Source organism: Amycolatopsis sp. cmx-11-51, from assembly GCF_047608665.1.
GTDB lineage: Bacteria > Actinomycetota > Actinomycetes > Mycobacteriales > Pseudonocardiaceae > Amycolatopsis.
Genome location: NZ_JADNQO010000014.1, coordinates 66,285 through 82,011, shown reverse-complemented (window position 1 = coordinate 82,011; position 15,727 = coordinate 66,285). Strand labels below are relative to the sequence as shown.

Below are 15,727 nucleotides of genomic sequence, written 5' to 3'. Positions count from 1 at the left end.
GTCTTGCATGCGCCCCCCGACCGGGGAGGATGGTCGGCGTGATCTCCGTCGACGCCCACCGTGAGACCGTCACCGGCCTGCTCGGAAACGCCCCCGTCATCCGCCTTCCGCTCGCCGCCGCCGCCGGGCTCGTCCTGGCCGAGGACGTGCTCGCGGGGGTTTCGCTGCCGCCGTTCGACAACTCCGCGATGGACGGTTACGCCGTCCGCGCCGCCGATGTCGCCGAAGCGCCTGTGACGCTGCCTGTCGCCGACGACATCCCCGCCGGCCGCGTCGAGATCGGGAAACTGGAGCCGGGTACCGCGCACCGGATCATGACCGGTGCCCCGCTGCCGCCCGGCGCGGACGCCGTCGTGATGGTCGAGCACACGGACGGTGGCGTGACCGACGTCCGGATTCTCAGGACGGCCGCCCTGGGCGCGCACATCCGGCGCCTGGGCGAAGACGTCGTCGAGGGCACGGTGGCGCTTTCCGCCGGAACCGTGCTCGGCCCGGCACAACTGGGTCTCGCGGCGGCTGTCGGACTCGCCGAGGTTCCCGTGCGGAGGCCACTGAAGGTGCTCGTCGTGTCCACCGGCACCGAACTCGTCGACGCGCCGGAACCCTTGCGGCACGGGCAGATCTACGAGTCGAACAGCATCATGCTGGCGTCCGCGATCCGTGCGCTCGGCTGCGAGGCCGAGGTCGTGCGCAGTGTCGTCGACGACGTGGACGAGTTCCGCGCGGTGATCGAGCCAAGGCTGGCGGACGTGGATCTGCTGGTGACCTCGGGCGGGGTCAGCGCGGGGGCGTACGAAGTGGTGAAGGACGCGCTGACCGGGCAGGGCGTGGAATTCCGGAAGATCGCGATGCAGCCGGGCGGTCCGCAGGGCTGCGGCCGGTGGAACGGCGTGCCGGTGGTGACGTTGCCGGGCAACCCGGTGAGCGTGCTCGTGTCCTTCGAAGCGTTCCTGCGGCCGGCGTTGCTCGCGGCGATGGGACATTCCGGGGTCGACCGGCAGCGGATGCGGGCCCGGCTGACCGAGGCGATGACGTCCCCGGCCGGACGACGCCAGTTCCGACGGGGCTTCTACACGCATTCCGAGGGCGAGGTCACCGGGATCGTCGGGCCGCGCGGCGGGCCGGGATCGCATCTGCTGGCGTCGTTCACGCAGGCGAACTGCCTGATCGTGCTGCCGGAGGACGTCGACTCGGCCGCACAGGGCGACGAGGTGGACGTCCTGCTGCTGTGACGCTGCGTTGCCAGACCACGTGAAGGGCCCTTCACGTGGTCTGGCAACGCTTGGGCCGGTCCGCGAAGGCCTCCTTGCCTACCCTCAAGGTCAGGGTCCCGGCAAAGTCGCGCAACTGCCGTATGGTGTCGCGAAAGCCACTTTCGGGACCTCTGACGTCGCGAAAGTGGCTTTCGCGACACCGGGGGCGGCCGCGCTTGCCGTCCGAACCACCCTTCGGTCGTGAGTGGCAATTCGGGTCAGGGCGGACCGGCAGTTGCTTATCCACGCGTGATCAGCCCGACGGCGCAGGGCCTCGAACCATGATCGACGGAGGATTGAGGACACTCAACGTCCCCGATCCTCCGTCGATCAAGGTCAACTTCATCGAGTGGGGAGGATGACACCGCTTCAGCCAGTAGGCAAAACAGGTCGGGTAAAACCTGAATCGCCACTCACGACCCGCTTGACCAGCTCCGCGACTTTGCCGGGACCCTGACCCTCAAGGTAAGGAAGGAGGCCTCCACCACGCACCGGAGCGCGTTTAGCCCGCTGAACGCGACGCGGCCGGGAAGTCGCGGCACCGGCCGATCGGCGTGAACAGCAGGGCGGCGACGGCGACGACTTCGAGCCCGGCCATCAGCCACAACGTCTGCCGCACGCCGGCGGTCTCACCGAGGATCCCGCCGAGCAGGCCGCCGAGCGCGATCGCGCCGAAGCTGAGCACGGACATGCTCGCGGTGACCCTGCCGAACATCGCCGCCGGGATGTAGCGCTGCTTGAACGTGGCGTTGAGGACGTTCGAGCCGACCACCCCGGCGCTGAGCGAGAACCCCGCGGCGACGAAGAAAGCGAGCCCCCAGCCGCCCTGCGCGAGCGGCCCCAGCAGCATCATCAGCGCCCCGAAGGCCTCACAGAGCACGAAGGCTCGCGCGGTGCCGATGCGTGCGGCGAGTTTGCCCGACAACGCGGCACCGAAAACGCCGCCAACGCCGGCGAGCGCGAGCACCAGTCCGACGGCACCCGGCCCCACCCCCAGATCGCGGGCGAGGAACACGACCTCGATCGACTGGTAACCCATGAGCGCGACGTTCGAGACCGCGCCGAAGACCGCGAACACGCGCAGGAACCGGTCGCGGAGGACGAAATCGAGGCCCTCGCGGATCTCGTCCCGCAGTCGCGTCCGCGTCGTGACCACGCGTCGTGGTTCGCGGTAGCGGATGGATCGCAGGCACAGCAAGGAGATCCCGAAACTGGCGGCGTCGGCGAGCACCCCGGCGACGGCGCCGAATCCCTGGGCCAGCAGACCGGCGAGCCCGGGTCCGCCGATCTGCGCGGCGGACTCGCTGCCCTGCAGTTTCTCGTTGGCCTCCTGGAGCTCCTCCTTGGAGACCAGTAAAGGCAGATAGGCGCGGTAGGCGACGTTGAAGAACACCTTCGCGACACCGCCCGCCAGAGCGACGACGATCAAGTGGGTCATCGTGAGCAGCCCGAACCAAGCGGCGACCGGGACGCTGAGGAACACCAGCATCGAGAAGGTGTTGCACACCAGCATGATCGGCCGTTTCGGCCAGCGGTCGACCCACGCGCCGGCGGGCAGGCCGATGAGCAGCCACGGCACCCAGGCGGCCGCGGTCAGCAGCCCGACCGCGAACGTGCTCGCCTCCAGGGTGACCACCGCGACGAGCGGCAGCGCGACGACGGCGATGGAACTGCCGAGCACACTGGTCGTTTCGCCGGTCCACAACAGCCGGAAATCACGTGAGCGCAGCAATCCGCCGCGTTCGCGGACGCTCACGGCCGGGCCGGGGCGGCTCGGGTGGCGAAGAACACCGGCCTGCGTTCCTGGCCGTCGTCCGGCTGTTCGCGGTCGCTGTACTCCCGGACCAGCGCCTGGATCCGGCCCTCGATCTCGGCCATTTCCGTGACCGACAGCTTCATCCAGCTGTCGGTCACGAAGGCGGCCCGGTGCCACTGCTCGGGATAGGTCTCCCGTTCAGCGAACCATTGCCGCGCCATGGAGACCTGACGTTCGAGGGCGAGGGATTCGGCGGCGGCCGCGACCGGGTCGTCCGGGAAGTCCGACGGGGACCAGGAAACCGCGTACCCGACGCGCCGCCACCAGCGCTCACGCCGGTCACGCGCGAGTTCGGGCGCCTCCTCGACGAGGTCGCTGGCGGCCAGCACCTTCAGGTGGTGACTGACGTTCCCGACGGCCTGCCCGGTCCGCTCGGCGAGTACGGACGCGGTACACGGGCCGTCGAGGCGGAGGACGTCGAGCAGGCGGCGCCGCAGCGGATGCGACATCGCGGCGAGCACCTTCGAGTCGTGGACTTCATGCACTTCGCGATCGGCCATAACGCACAACAGTAGTTGCACAAGAGTTCTTGCACAAGCCTTCTTGTGCGCTACTCCATTCGCGTCGGTAACCTCGTGGCATGGGTTTCTTCTCGTGGATCGTGTTCGGCGCCATCGCCGGATGGCTGGCCAACGTCGCGGTGGGCGGCCCGGACCGCCGGGGCGGCTGCCTGTTCAGCATCCTGATCGGTGTGCTCGGCGCGGCGCTGGGCGGTTTCATCTACCGCCTCGCGACGGGCACCGCGCGGAACTTCGAGTTCGACTTCCCCAGCTTCGGCGTCGCCATCCTCGGCTCGATCGTGCTACTCGCCCTGCTGCGACTGGTGCGCGGCTCCGGGCGACGCGATTCTCAGCCGCCCCATCGCCGGTGACCACTGGAGTAACCGTTGGTAACGGTTGACTCGCGACGGGTGATCACGGGCGTCCGGCGAACTAAGGTGGAACTTTCGCTCAGTTCCAGCGGCCGCGGCCGGGTGCATATGCCGTCGGGGGGCATATGCACCCGGCCGCTCGCGCCTCGGCGATCACCGAGACGGCGCGGACGGGGTCGACGAGCGAAGGCATCGGCGCCGCCGAAATGTCCCTCTTCCAGGCTCGGAACAACTCGGCGAGACGCTCGCCTGCGGGGTCCGGACTGGCGGGCATGCACGGGTCCTCACGGTCGGCGATCGGCATCAACTACCTAGAGTTATCGGATATTTCCACCTACCGTTACCGCGATGTGGCCCCTCCCACCCGGACCGGGGAAACCCTTCCGGGGGAGGCCACGGCCCGGCCCCGGACAGGGCGGTAGCGTGGTGGCTCCTCATGCCCCAACCCCCCGACACGAACTGCGGTGAACCCGACCAATGAGCGGCAACCGGCCGGAAGCCACTGGTAACCCACTCGCGCACGCCGTGAAGCTGGCGCGCGAGACCGTTCCGCCGATGCACCCGGCCGGCAGGCCGTTCGTGTTCGGCGGTCTCGCCGCGACGCTGGTGCTGCGGAGGTTCTCCAAGCGCCTCGGCGTCGTCGGCGCGCTCGCGACGGCCGCCACGGCCGCGTTCTTCCGTGAGCCCAAGCGCGTCCCGCCCGCCCAGTCCGGCCTCGCGGTCGCGTCGGCGGACGGTCTGGTCTCGCTGATCGAAGAGGCCGTGCCGCCACCCGAACTCGGGCTGCCCGCCGTGCCCCGGATGCGGGTGAGCGTGTTCCTGTCGGTGTTCGACGTGCACGTCCAGCGGATCCCGGCGTCGGGTGTGATCGAGCGGGTCGCCTACCGGCCCGGGAAGTTCCTGTCCGCGGACCTGGACAAGGCGAGCGAGGACAACGAGCGCAACTCCGTGCTCATGCGCACCGGAGACGGCCACGAGCTCGTCGTGGTGCAGATCGCCGGGCTGGTGGCCCGGCGCATCCTCTGTGAGATCCGCGAGGGTGACAAAGTCGGCGTCGGCTCGACGTACGGCATCATCCGCTTCGGCTCGCGAGTCGACCTGTACCTGCCGCCGGGCAGCAAGGTCCTCGTCTCGAAGGGCCAGCGCACGATCGGCGGCGAGACCCCGATCGCCGAGCTGCCCACGGCGCCGCACCCGGAAGGCTGATCCATGGTCCGTGTGACCACTCCCGGCGTCCGGCTGCTGCCGAACGCCATCACGGTGCTCGCCCTGTGCGCCGGTCTGTCGTCGGTACAGTTCGCGCTGATCGGCAACTATCCGATGGCGATCGCGTCGATCGGGATCGCCGCGGTGCTCGACAGCCTGGACGGCCGGATCGCACGGCTGCTGGACGCGACGTCGAAGATGGGGCAGGAGCTCGACTCGCTGTCCGACGGCATCTCGTTCGGTGTCGCGCCCGCACTGGTGCTGTACGTCTGGCACGCCGAGGGCGCGCGGATCGGCTGGGTCGCGTCGCTGATCTTCGCGGTCTGCATGATCTTGCGGCTGGCGCGGTTCAACACGCTGATCGAGGACGCCGAACAGCCGCCGTACGCGGGTGAGTTCTTCGTCGGCGTGCCCGCGCCCGCCGGTGGTCTGCTGGCGATGCTGCCGCTGATCCTGGAACTGCAGTTCGGGCAGGGCTGGTGGTCGCACCAGTACGTGGTGTGGGTGTGGACGATCGCCGTGGCCGCGCTGCTGATCAGCCGGATCCCGACGCTTTCGCTGAAGACGGTGAGGGCGCCGGCGAAGGCGATCGCGCCGCTGCTGGTCGGGGTGGGCCTGCTGGCCGCCGCGATCATCCAGTTCCCACTGGTGGCGCTGGCGATCGCGCTGGTGCTGTACCTGGCGCACATCCCGTACTCGATGTACCGGCAACGCTGGCTCGCCAAGCACCCGGAAGCGTGGATGGCCCCGCCGCGGGAACGACGCGCGATCCGGCGTTCTTCGAGCCGCCACCGTCTGGGCCTGCGTCCGCCGCTGCGGCGCGTGGTGGCCGGTGCCGCTCAACGCGTCCGGCTGCAGCGGGGCGAACAACACGTCGCGCGCGCTCCGCGCACCATCACCAGTGAGAAGGATCGGGACAACGGCCGCGGACCCCGTCGCCGCTCGTGGCGCCGGATCGGGTTGCGGAAGCGCTGAGCGCGCCGATCAGCAGGTCCAGCTGGAATTCGAAGTCCCGTGGGCAGTCGCCCTCCCGCATCGAGGGCGGCACTCGGTGCGGGGAAAGGCAGTTCCTCGGCGGTCACCAGCCGCTGAAACCGGGCGCAGACCGCTGCGTCGCGTAGACGACGCGGCGGGAGTTCCGGCCTGGCAAGCGGCCGCCACTCGAGCGGATCGCCCACTTCAACGGCTGGGCGGCCTGAGGCTGGATAGGGTGACAGGGTGAGCGCACCCCAGATCACGCTGACCGTCCGGCACACCCCGTCCGCCCTGGATTCCCGCCGCGGCGTCGTCCGGCTGCACCCCGAAGTCCTCGACGCGCTCGGCCTGATGGCCTGGGACGCGGTCCGCCTCACCGGCGCGCGGGTCAGCTCGGCGCTGGCCGCGCCTTCGGAAGCGGAGGGGATCCCGGGCGTGATCCTCGTCGACGACGTCACGATGTCGAACCTCGGCGTGACCGAGGGTTCGGAGGTGGTCGTCGCGCCGGCGGAGGTGTCGGCCGCGAAGACGGTCACCGTGTCGGGCTCGCGGATGGCCAGCGTGTCGCTCTCCCCGCACACCCTGCGGCTCGCCCTGATCGGCAAGGTGCTGACCGTCGGCGACGCGGTTTCCCTGCTTCCCCAGGATCTCGCGCCCGCACCCGGCTCCGACGTCTCCGCGGTCCGCGGCCAGCTCTCCCGCGCCATCGGCCTGACGTGGACGAACGAACTGCTCACCGTCACCGCCACCGAGCCGTCGGGCCCGGTCGCCGTCGGACCGTCCACTGTGGTCAGCTGGCGCGACGGCGCCCGCACCGGTGAGGCCACGCCCGCCACCGCTCCGGCCCGCGCCGGGACGACCTTGGTGCGCAGCACCCCCTCGACCCCGCACGAGGACTTCATCGACGCCGAGATCGTCGAAGACGAAAAAAGCGACGAAGTGGCCGACGAATCCGTACCTCCCCTGTCCGACCTCGCCGGATCCGGATCGGCCGCGCGCAAGCTCGCCGAATGGTTCGACCTGGCCTTCCACCGCCCGGAGCTGCTGGCCAAACTCGGGACGTCGGCGCACCTCGGGGTCCTGCTGTCCGGGCCGGAAGGCGTCGGGAAGGCGACGCTGGTCCGCGCCGTGGCACAGGCCGAGAAGGTGCGGGTGGTGTCGCTCGCGGCGCCGAACATCGCCGTCCTCGACCCGAACGTGGCCGCCGCGCGGCTGCGTGAGGCGATCGAGCGGGCCACGAGCGACGAAGATCCCGCCGTCCTGCTGATCACCGACATCGACGCGCTGCTGCCAGCTTCCCAGCCGCCGCCGCTCGCGACGGTCGTCCTCGATGACCTGCGCAAGGCTTTGCGGAGCAAAGGTTTCGCCGTCATCGCCACCACCGGCCGGGCCGAGTCGACCGATCCGAGGCTGCGCGCGGCCGACCTGCTCGACCGCGAGCTCGGCCTGCCACTGCCGGACGCCAAGACCCGCACGGAACTGCTGCGTGTCCTGTTGCGCGACGCCCCGCTGGAGACCGGGGTCGACGTCGGCCCGATCGCCGAACGCACCCCCGGCTTCGTGGCCGCCGACCTCATCGCGCTCCGCCGCGACGCCGCCCTCCGCGCCGCGCTGCGGCAACGTGAGGCGGACGAGCCGCGGATCTCCCAGCAGGACCTGCTCGACGCGCTGACCACCGTCCGCCCGATCTCGATGTCCACTTCGGACAATCTGGCCACCGGCGGGCTCACCCTCGACGACGTCGGCAACATGGTCGACGTCAAGCAGTCGCTGACCGAGGCGGTGCTGTGGCCGCTGCGCTATCCGGATTCGTTCGCCCGCCTCGGCGTCGACCCGCCGCGTGGCGTGCTCCTGTACGGGCCGCCCGGCGGCGGCAAGACGTTCCTGGTCCGCGCGCTCGCGGGCACCGGCGCGCTGAACGTGTTCGCGGTCAAGGGCGCCGAACTGATGGACAAGTGGGTCGGCGAGTCCGAGCGGGCGGTGCGGGAACTCTTCCGGCGCGCCGCCGAGGCCGCGCCGTCGCTGATCTTCCTCGACGAGATCGACGCGCTCGCCCCGCGCCGCGGCCAGTCCTCGGACGCCGGCGTGTCGGACCGGGTCGTCGCGGCCCTGCTGACCGAATTGGACGGTGTCGAGCCGATGCGCGAGGTCGTCGTCCTCGGTGCGACGAACCGGCCGGAGCTGGTCGACCCGGCACTGCTGCGGCCGGGGCGGCTGGAGCGCCGCGTCTACGTCCCGCCGCCGGACGCGCACGCCCGAGAGGCGATCCTGGCCGCCAGCGCCAAGAACACGCCGCTCGCGTCCGATGTGGACTTGGCGGCGTACGCGACCACTTTGGACGGTTACTCGGCGGCGGACTGCGCGGCGCTGATCCGGGAGGCCGCGCTGACCGCGATGCGGGAGTCGCTGGAGGCCAAGGAGGTCACCGCCGCTCACTTGGCGAAGGCGGCCAAGGCGGTGCGGCCGTCACTCGACCCGGCACAGCTCGCGGCACTGGAGGCGTACGCGCGGAACCAGGCGTGAATACGTGAAAGGCCCTCTTCCTCGCAGTGGGAAGAGGGCCTTTCACGTATCGGCTAGGAGCCGTCCTTGTCGTTGGTGTTGTAGTCCTTGGTGAGGATGACGATCACACCCGGGGCCGCGTTTTGAATACCCTCGAACCTCGGCAGGGCTTGGATCCCGAACTCCAGCGCCAGCGCCTTCGCGGCGGCTTCCTCGTCGGTGCCCGGCCGGAAGTAGGCCGCGCTCTTCTCGAGCCTGCCCTGATGGGGGCCGATCTCGGTGACGTTCCAGCCGGAGGCGCGGAAGTCGTTCGCCCCCTTCTCGGCGAGGCCCTGGATCGTGCTGTTGTTGTAGACGCGGACGGTCACCCACTTGTGCGACGCCTGCTGATCGCCACCGGGCTGGCCCGGACCGGGCTGCCCCGGACCGGGCTGGCCGGTCTGCCCGGGCTGACCCGGCTGGCTCCCGGGTGGCGCGGAGCTCGCGGGCGCGCTCGACGGCGGGGCCGACGAGGCAGGCGGCGAACCGACCGGAGGCGAACCCGGCGCGGGAGACGACGGCGGGGTCGCGCCGTCCGAGGTCGTGGGCGTGGTGCCGGGCGGCGTGGCCGTGTCCGAATCACCGCCGCCGGTGGTCAGGGTGATTCCGCCGATCACGGCGGCGATCACAGCGACACCGACCAAGGCCAGTCCGGCGGCCTTCATCGGCCGGGACAGGCCCGAAAAGAGACTCATGAGAGATCGATCCCCAGTCGCCGGGCCGCGCGATTGCGCTGCCGGGCCGCTCGCGTCTTTCGCAGGCGCTTCACCAGCATCGGATCGGCCTGCATGGCTTCGGTCTTCTCGAGCAGCCGGTTCAGCAGCTGGTAATACCGCGTCGACGACATCGAGAAACGTTCACGGATGGCCTGTTCTTTCGCACCGGCGTACTTCCACCATTGCCGTTCGAAAGCGAGCATGTCGAGCTCGCGCTCGCCGAGGCCGTTCACGGTCTCCAACGGGGACGGCTGGTCGGGCTCAGCCATCGACTCCGCGGCGTCCATCCGACTCCTCGCAATCAGGTCAGTGCTCGGCGGGCGTGAAACCACAGGCTTGTCATTCCGCGGCGCCATTAGACCACGGATCCGGCGCCCGGCCTCGATATCGGCTTCGGCGCGTCATGGGTAAGGGTGTATCAGAAGGGTCCGACTAAACTGCGCGCGTGACCGTCCATCCCATCGTGATCGCCGGCGAGCCAGTGCTGCACAACCCGACTCGGGAGATCACCGAGTTCGACGACAAGCTGCGCACGCTCATCGACGACATGTTCGAGACCATGTACGCCGCCGAAGGGGTCGGCCTCGCGGCCAACCAGATCGGCCACGACCTGCGGGTCTTCGTCTACGACTGTCCCGACGACGAGGGCACGCGCCACAAGGGCGTCGTGGTGAACCCGAAGCTCGAGACGTCGGAAATCCCGGAGACGATGCCGGACCCGGACGACGACTGGGAAGGCTGCCTGTCGGCACCCGGTGAGTCGTACCCGACCGGACGCGCCTCGTGGGCGAAGGTCACCGGCTTCGACGTCGAAGGTAACCCGATCGAGGTGGAGGGCCGCGGCTACCTCGCGCGCTGCCTGCAACACGAGACCGATCACCTGGACGGCTTCCTCTACCTCGACCGGCTGGTCGGACGCCACGCTCGGGCGGCGAAGAAGATGCTGAAAGCGAACAAGTGGGGCGTTCCGGGCAACTCCTGGCTGCCCGAAGCCCAACCCGAACCCGCCGACGACTGACCTCCACGTGTGAGCCCTTTCGGTTCGGCAGCGGCCGAGGCTGTCACTGCCCGCAGGTCCGTGAAGGACTCCTTGAGGGACCCAGGGTCCCTCAAAGGCCCCCTCACCCAGCCCGGAACAGCAACTCTGACCCCAGCCACCCACCAGCCACACCGGCGGCGCGCGAAGGTCCCCTTCCGCGGCTCAGCCGAGGGAACTCGACCTTCGCACCTTCCCCAAGTACATGAAGGCCCCCTTCCTTGCGCTAGGCGTAGGCAGGGGGCCTTCATGTACTTCAACCCGGCAACGGCGCCGATACGGAGCTACGTGAGCGCGACAGGGCTCAGCACCCCAGGAAGTGGCACCGCACCACCCGCGGCTGCTCGATCACCTTCCCCGCCTGCACCGACCAAGCGAGCCGGAGGTACTGCGCGTGCGTCCAGGCCAGCGGCGTCGCGGACGCCGTCGGAGTACCCGCGGGGAAGCCCGTTTGACCCGAAGGCGCGTTCTCGTCCCAGACCTGCTCCGGCATCGTTTCCCCAGAGCTGCTGACGCGGCCAAGGTCGCGAAGCCGCTTCGCAGCCGTACCCCGGTCACCCGCGGCGAGGTCGTACTCGCCGCGTTCCCCCGCGAGCAGTGGCCAGAGTCGCCCGAAAGTGGTCCGGCTCTCGGCCGGGAACGTGTAGTCCCACGGTGAGCCGTCGGCCTTCTCGCCGTAGCCGTCCTTCGTGTAGCGGTGCCAGAACTGACCCATCGGAGTGGTGAACGCGATGTCGGCGTCGGTGACCTCGACGCTGTTCCGGATCACCGGATCGTCGGCCCGGTAGATGCCGAGTCGCACCAGTTCGAGGAATCCGGCGTCGGTCACGGCACGCTGGTCCATGGTCACGCTGGAATTGCCCAGGTTGTACTTCGTGCCGTTGTTCGCGTCGCCGTCCTTGGTCAGCCGGACGAAGTACGGGTCCTTCGACAGCGGACCGTTCGTGGTCACCGTCCACCGGGCGAGTTTCGCCTTGAACGCGTCGGCGGTGTGGAGGTAGCGCTTCGCGTCGGCGGCGGCGCCGTTCGCCTTGGCGAGATCCGCCGCGCAGACCAGTCCGGCGATCACCGCGGCGATCGTCGAAGGCGAATAGCCGTCCTGCTCCTCCCAGCGCTCCTGCTGGCTGTACGGCGACGCGTGACCGTTGTCCGCCTTGTAGGACAACAGGAATTCCGCGGCCTTGCGCACACCTTGCCAGGTTTTGGCGTCGGTGCGGCCGAGTTGCTGCGCGAGCACGATCGGCAGCGCGGTCTCGTCGAGCTGGATGGACTTCCAGTACGGTGTGCCGTCGACGTGGCTGTTCTGCGGCAGATGCCCGTCCGGCAGCTGCTGCGTGCCGAACATGTAGTCGACCGACCGGTTGGCGGCGTCGCGGTCGCCGGCGGCGAGCAGGCCGGTCGCGATCTGGTAGAGGTCGCGCGGCCAGACCAGGTGGTAGGTGCCCGACGGCGACCATTCCGGGTCGTTGTTGCCGAAGCGCCACGGCATGCTCGGCGACGCGATGAGCGCCCCCTGATGGATCTTGTCCTCACTCGCCGCGAGCATGAGCACGGACGCCTTGTAGAGGTCCCGTTCCTGCTTGGTCTTGAGGGACGACGGCACGTCCTTCACCTGACGGAGGTACTGCTTCCAACCGCGGTCGTACGCACGGGCGGCATCGGCGAATCCTCGTCGTTGCGACGCTTTCGCGTTGGCGAGCGCTTCGGAGTCCTTCGCGCCCATGCCGAGCGAAAGCGTGAAGTCCCGCGAGCGGACACCGTCGGCGGTCGTCTGCCCGGTGAGCAGCACGTTGCCCTTGGCCGCGCTCGCGTAATCCTTGAGTGTGAAAGACTTCGTCAGCTGAGTGATGCCGTCGGAGGAACCCGCGTAGCCCACGGAAGTGCGCGAAAACGCCGGTTCGGCGGTCAGCGCGGCCGCGGTCTTCGCGTCGGCCGCGACCGCGTTCACCCCGACGGAGCGTGCGGAGTCGTCGGATCCCTCGTTGGTGAGATCGGGGTCCGCGACCGCGTACACTTGGTACGGGCGGCCGGTCATCGAGACGAAGTCGACGTCGATCAGCACACTCGCGCGCGCCGGGTCGGTGACGTAGGTCTTGCGGACTTTCCAGCGGCGCTGGTCGTCGGTGATGGTCTGCTCGTAGGTGAGACCGTCGGCGCCGGTGCGGCGCACCTGCTGCGACCTGGCCGAGGAATCGACGGTGGCGAAGCTCTTCCCGTCGGTGACGACCAGATCGAGCGCGCGAACACCCGGCGTCGACAGGTCCGGGTAGTAGACCTCGGAGAGGCGACCACCCTGCAAGGTGAACCAGACGTTGCTCGCCCGGTCGCGAGCGGTGCCGAAGCCGGTCTTGTCCGCCGGGAGCCAGCTCGGATGGGCGCCGGGGGCTCCGGGCGCCTCGCCTCCCTGTGCCGTCGCCACCGCCGGGACCAGGCCGGCGATCAGCACGCCTGCCAGTGCCGGGAGCATGAGTTTCCGCATAACCACCCCAGACTTCTGTAACGGTGCAGAACCTCAGGATTCTGTCGTGAATCCCGTGCGAGCACATGCTCCAAACCGGTGAACCGCTAACGCTGTCGACTTGTCGATCACGCAAGTAGAGAACTGGTTGCGGTAGTTGCACGCGCATGGACCGCAACCAGTCCTCTACTTGCGGCTTCGGAGTGACCGATCCCCCGGAGGGTTGATTGCGGGAGCCTCCGCGTGGCATGGTCGGGGGACAACCAAACAACCGCGGGAGCTCGCGCCATGGCGGGCTGAGAGGGCGGCTGGTGTCTTTCTAGGGGACCCGGTGCCGCCGACCGCATGAACCTGACCGGGTAATGCCGGCGTAGGGAGTGAACGTCGTTGACGACGCTTGAGAACGGTACCCAGAACATCACGCCGACCGTGACCACCGGGCCCATCACCGGTTCCCGCAAGGTCTACAACCAGACGGAATCCGGTCTCCGGGTCCCCGCCAGGCGGATAGATCTTTCCAACGGCGAACATTTCGATGTTTACGACACCTCTGGCCCGTACACGGACACGGACGCGCAGATCGATGTCCACAGTGGACTTCACCGGTTGCGCGCGGGCTGGGCCGATGGCCGGGAGCACAACACCCAGCTGGGCTGGGCCAAACAGGGCGTCATCACCCGCGAGATGGAGTACATCGCGGCACGTGAGCGTTGCTCCCCGGAATTCGTGCGGGACGAGGTCGCGCGCGGCCGCGCGGTGATCCCGGCCAACCGTAAGCACCCGGAGAGCGAGCCGATGATCATCGGCAAGAACTTCCTGGTGAAGATCAACGCCAACATGGGCAATTCGGCCGTCTGGTCCTCGGTGGAGGAAGAGGTCGACAAGATGGTGTGGGCCACCCGCTGGGGCGCCGACACCATCATGGACCTCTCCACCGGGAAGCGGATCCACGAGACCCGCGAGTGGATCGTCCGCAACTCGCCGGTCCCGGTCGGCACCGTGCCGATCTACCAGGCACTGGAGAAGGTCGACGGTGAACCGGAAAAGCTGTCGTGGGAGGTCTACCGCGACACCATCATCGAGCAGTGTGAGCAGGGCGTCGACTACGTCACCGTGCACGCAGGCGTGCTGCTGCGCTACATCCCGCTGACCGCGCGCCGGGTCACCGGCATCGTCTCGCGTGGTGGCTCGATCATGGCCGCCTGGTGCCTCGCGCACCACAAGGAATCGTTCCTGTACACCAATTTCGCCGAACTCTGCGAAATACTGCGCGAGTACGACGTCACCTTCTCCCTCGGTGACGGCCTGCGTCCCGGCTCGATCGCCGACGCGAACGACCGCGCGCAGTTCGCCGAACTGGAGACGCTGGGCGAGCTCACGCACATCGCCCGCGAGCACGACGTCCAGGTGATGATCGAAGGCCCCGGCCACGTGCCGATGCACAAGATCAAGGAAAACGTCGAACTCGAAGAGAAGCTGACCGGCGAGGCGCCGTTCTACACCCTCGGCCCGCTCACGACCGACATCGCACCGGCGTACGACCACATCACCTCGGCCATCGGCGCGGCACAGATCGGCTGGTACGGCACGGCGATGCTCTGCTACGTCACGCCGAAGGAACACCTCGGCCTGCCAAACCGCGACGACGTCAAGACCGGCGTCATCACCTACAAGATCGCCGCGCACGCCGCCGACCTCGCCAAGGGGCATCAGTACGCGCAGGAGTGGGACGACGAGCTTTCCAAGGCCCGCTTCGAATTCCGCTGGAACGACCAGTTCAACCTGTCACTGGACCCGGACACCGCGCGTTCGTACCACGACGAGACGCTGCCCGCGGAACCGGCGAAGACAGCGCACTTCTGCTCGATGTGCGGGCCGAAGTTCTGCTCGATGCGCATCACCCAGGACGTCCGCAAGTACGCCGAGGAGCACGGACTGTCCACTGTGGAAGCTATCGAAGCAGGCATGTCGGAGAAGTCGAACGAGTTCGCCGAGCAGGGCAACAAGGTCTACCTGCCGGTGGTCAACCAGTGACGGAAACCCCCAGGACCGCCCTCACCATCGCCGGATCCGACTCCGGTGGTGGTGCGGGCATCCAGGCCGATCTGCGAACCTTCTTCGCCAACGGGGTGCACGGGATGGTCGCGATCACCGCGGTCACCGTGCAGAACTCGCTGGGCGTGCAGGGCTTCAGCGAGATCCCCGTCGACGTCGTCACCGGCCAGATCAAGGCCGTCGCGACCGACATGGGCGTCGACGCCGCGAAGACGGGAATGCTCGCGACGGCCGAGATCATCGACGCCGTCGCCAAAACGCTCGACGAGGTCCACATCGGACGGAACACTTCGACGCCGTTCGTCGTGGACCCCGTCGCCGCTTCGATGACCGGGCACGCGCTGCTGCGCGAGGAGGCGCTGGAGGCGATCCGCACCGAGCTCTTCCCGCGCGCCACGCTGATCACCCCGAACCTCGACGAGGTGCGGCTGCTGACCGGCGTTCCCGTGACCGGTCCGGCGACCCAGCGGGAAGCGGCGGAAGCGTTGCTGGAGTTCGGTTCCGAGTGGGTGCTGGTGAAGGGCGGGCACCTCGACGCGGCCCAGGACTGTGTGGACCTGTTGTCCGACGGCGAAACGTGGGTCGAGTTGAGCGGGCCGCGGTTCGACACGCGGAACACGCACGGCGGCGGGGACACGATGGCTTCCGCGATCACGTCTTCGCTGGCGAAGGGAGCCGACGTGCCTACCGCGGTGAGTGCGGGGAAACGCTTTATCGAGCGTTGTGTGGCGGAGTCGTATCCACTGGGGGCGGGCGTTGGCCCGGTTTCACCCTTCTGGCGGCTCAGCGAGGCCTGAGGC

At 68.8% G+C, this 15,727-nt stretch carries 13 protein-coding genes and 1 riboswitch; of the genes, 8 read left to right on the top strand and 5 right to left on the bottom strand.

What is annotated here, in order from left to right; all coding sequences use genetic code 11:
- Positions 1–38: 38 nt before the first annotated feature.
- Entirely contained in the window at positions 39–1,232 is a 1,194-nt protein-coding gene (gene glp, locus ACM6LU_RS32265) for a gephyrin-like molybdotransferase Glp (RefSeq protein ID WP_414941598.1), read from the top strand.
- A 523-nt stretch (positions 1,233–1,755) separates the two neighbouring features.
- Here glp and ACM6LU_RS32260 read toward each other — a convergent pair.
- Together ACM6LU_RS32260 and ACM6LU_RS32255 are read right to left on the bottom strand one after the other, a co-directional pair.
- On the bottom strand, positions 1,756–3,009 hold the full coding sequence (locus ACM6LU_RS32260) for an MFS transporter (protein ID WP_414941597.1): 1,254 nt from the start codon (positions 3,007–3,009) through the stop codon (positions 1,756–1,758).
- Entirely contained in the window at positions 3,006–3,569 is a 564-nt protein-coding gene (locus tag ACM6LU_RS32255; protein WP_414941596.1) for an ArsR/SmtB family transcription factor, read from the bottom strand. Before ACM6LU_RS32255 ends, ACM6LU_RS32260 begins: the two co-directional genes overlap by 4 nt.
- Positions 3,570–3,649: 80 nt before the next feature.
- Here ACM6LU_RS32255 and ACM6LU_RS32250 point away from each other — a divergent pair, with 80 nt between their 5' ends.
- The 4 genes from ACM6LU_RS32250 (at position 3,650) to ACM6LU_RS32235 (ending at position 8,644) form a co-directional block, all read left to right on the top strand.
- Positions 3,650–3,940, top strand: coding sequence for a GlsB/YeaQ/YmgE family stress response membrane protein (locus tag ACM6LU_RS32250; protein WP_414941595.1), 291 nt, complete (start codon positions 3,650–3,652; stop codon positions 3,938–3,940).
- A gap of 477 nt (positions 3,941–4,417) precedes the next feature.
- Positions 4,418–5,146 carry a phosphatidylserine decarboxylase gene (locus ACM6LU_RS32245; RefSeq protein ID WP_414941594.1) on the top strand — a complete coding sequence of 243 codons (729 nt, stop codon included), beginning with the start codon at positions 4,418–4,420 and terminating at the stop codon, positions 5,144–5,146.
- Positions 5,147–5,149: 3 nt separating this feature from the next.
- A complete protein-coding gene (gene pssA / locus ACM6LU_RS32240; protein WP_414941593.1) occupies positions 5,150–6,121 on the top strand; it encodes a CDP-diacylglycerol--serine O-phosphatidyltransferase in 972 nt (323 codons plus the stop codon).
- Between the two features lie 243 nt (positions 6,122–6,364).
- On the top strand, positions 6,365–8,644 hold the full coding sequence (locus ACM6LU_RS32235) for an AAA family ATPase (protein WP_414941592.1): 2,280 nt from the start codon (positions 6,365–6,367) through the stop codon (positions 8,642–8,644).
- Between the two features lie 53 nt (positions 8,645–8,697).
- On the opposite strand, the gene ACM6LU_RS32230 is transcribed toward ACM6LU_RS32235, so the two are convergent.
- Both ACM6LU_RS32230 and ACM6LU_RS32225 read right to left on the bottom strand, forming a co-directional pair.
- Positions 8,698–9,357, bottom strand: coding sequence for a LytR C-terminal domain-containing protein (locus tag ACM6LU_RS32230; protein ID WP_414941591.1), 660 nt, complete (start codon positions 9,355–9,357; stop codon positions 8,698–8,700).
- Positions 9,354–9,665 (bottom strand): DUF3263 domain-containing protein, encoded by a 312-nt coding sequence (locus ACM6LU_RS32225; protein ID WP_414941590.1) that lies wholly within the window; start codon positions 9,663–9,665, stop codon positions 9,354–9,356. The genes ACM6LU_RS32230 and ACM6LU_RS32225 overlap by 4 nt, the downstream gene beginning before the upstream one ends.
- A 158-nt stretch (positions 9,666–9,823) precedes the next feature.
- Here ACM6LU_RS32225 and ACM6LU_RS32220 point away from each other — a divergent pair, with 158 nt between their 5' ends.
- Entirely contained in the window at positions 9,824–10,396 is a 573-nt protein-coding gene (locus ACM6LU_RS32220) for a peptide deformylase (RefSeq protein ID WP_414941589.1), read from the top strand.
- A gap of 322 nt (positions 10,397–10,718) precedes the next feature.
- Here ACM6LU_RS32220 and ACM6LU_RS32215 read toward each other — a convergent pair whose 3' ends face one another.
- Positions 10,719–12,893, bottom strand: a complete 2,175-nt coding sequence (locus tag ACM6LU_RS32215) for a glycoside hydrolase family 15 protein (RefSeq protein WP_414941588.1) — start codon at positions 12,891–12,893, stop codon at positions 10,719–10,721.
- Between the two features lie 242 nt (positions 12,894–13,135).
- Positions 13,136–13,266, top strand: a riboswitch (TPP riboswitch).
- Here ACM6LU_RS32215 and thiC point away from each other — a divergent pair.
- Both thiC and thiD read left to right on the top strand, forming a co-directional pair.
- On the top strand, positions 13,260–14,906 hold the full coding sequence (thiC, locus tag ACM6LU_RS32210) for a phosphomethylpyrimidine synthase ThiC (protein ID WP_414941587.1): 1,647 nt from the start codon (positions 13,260–13,262) through the stop codon (positions 14,904–14,906). Its footprint overlaps the riboswitch before it by 7 nt.
- Complete coding sequence (gene thiD, locus ACM6LU_RS32205; RefSeq protein WP_414941586.1) at positions 14,903–15,724, top strand: bifunctional hydroxymethylpyrimidine kinase/phosphomethylpyrimidine kinase; 822 nt, start codon at positions 14,903–14,905, stop codon at positions 15,722–15,724. Before thiC ends, thiD begins: the two co-directional genes overlap by 4 nt.
- The last annotated feature ends 3 nt before the right edge of the window (positions 15,725–15,727 follow it).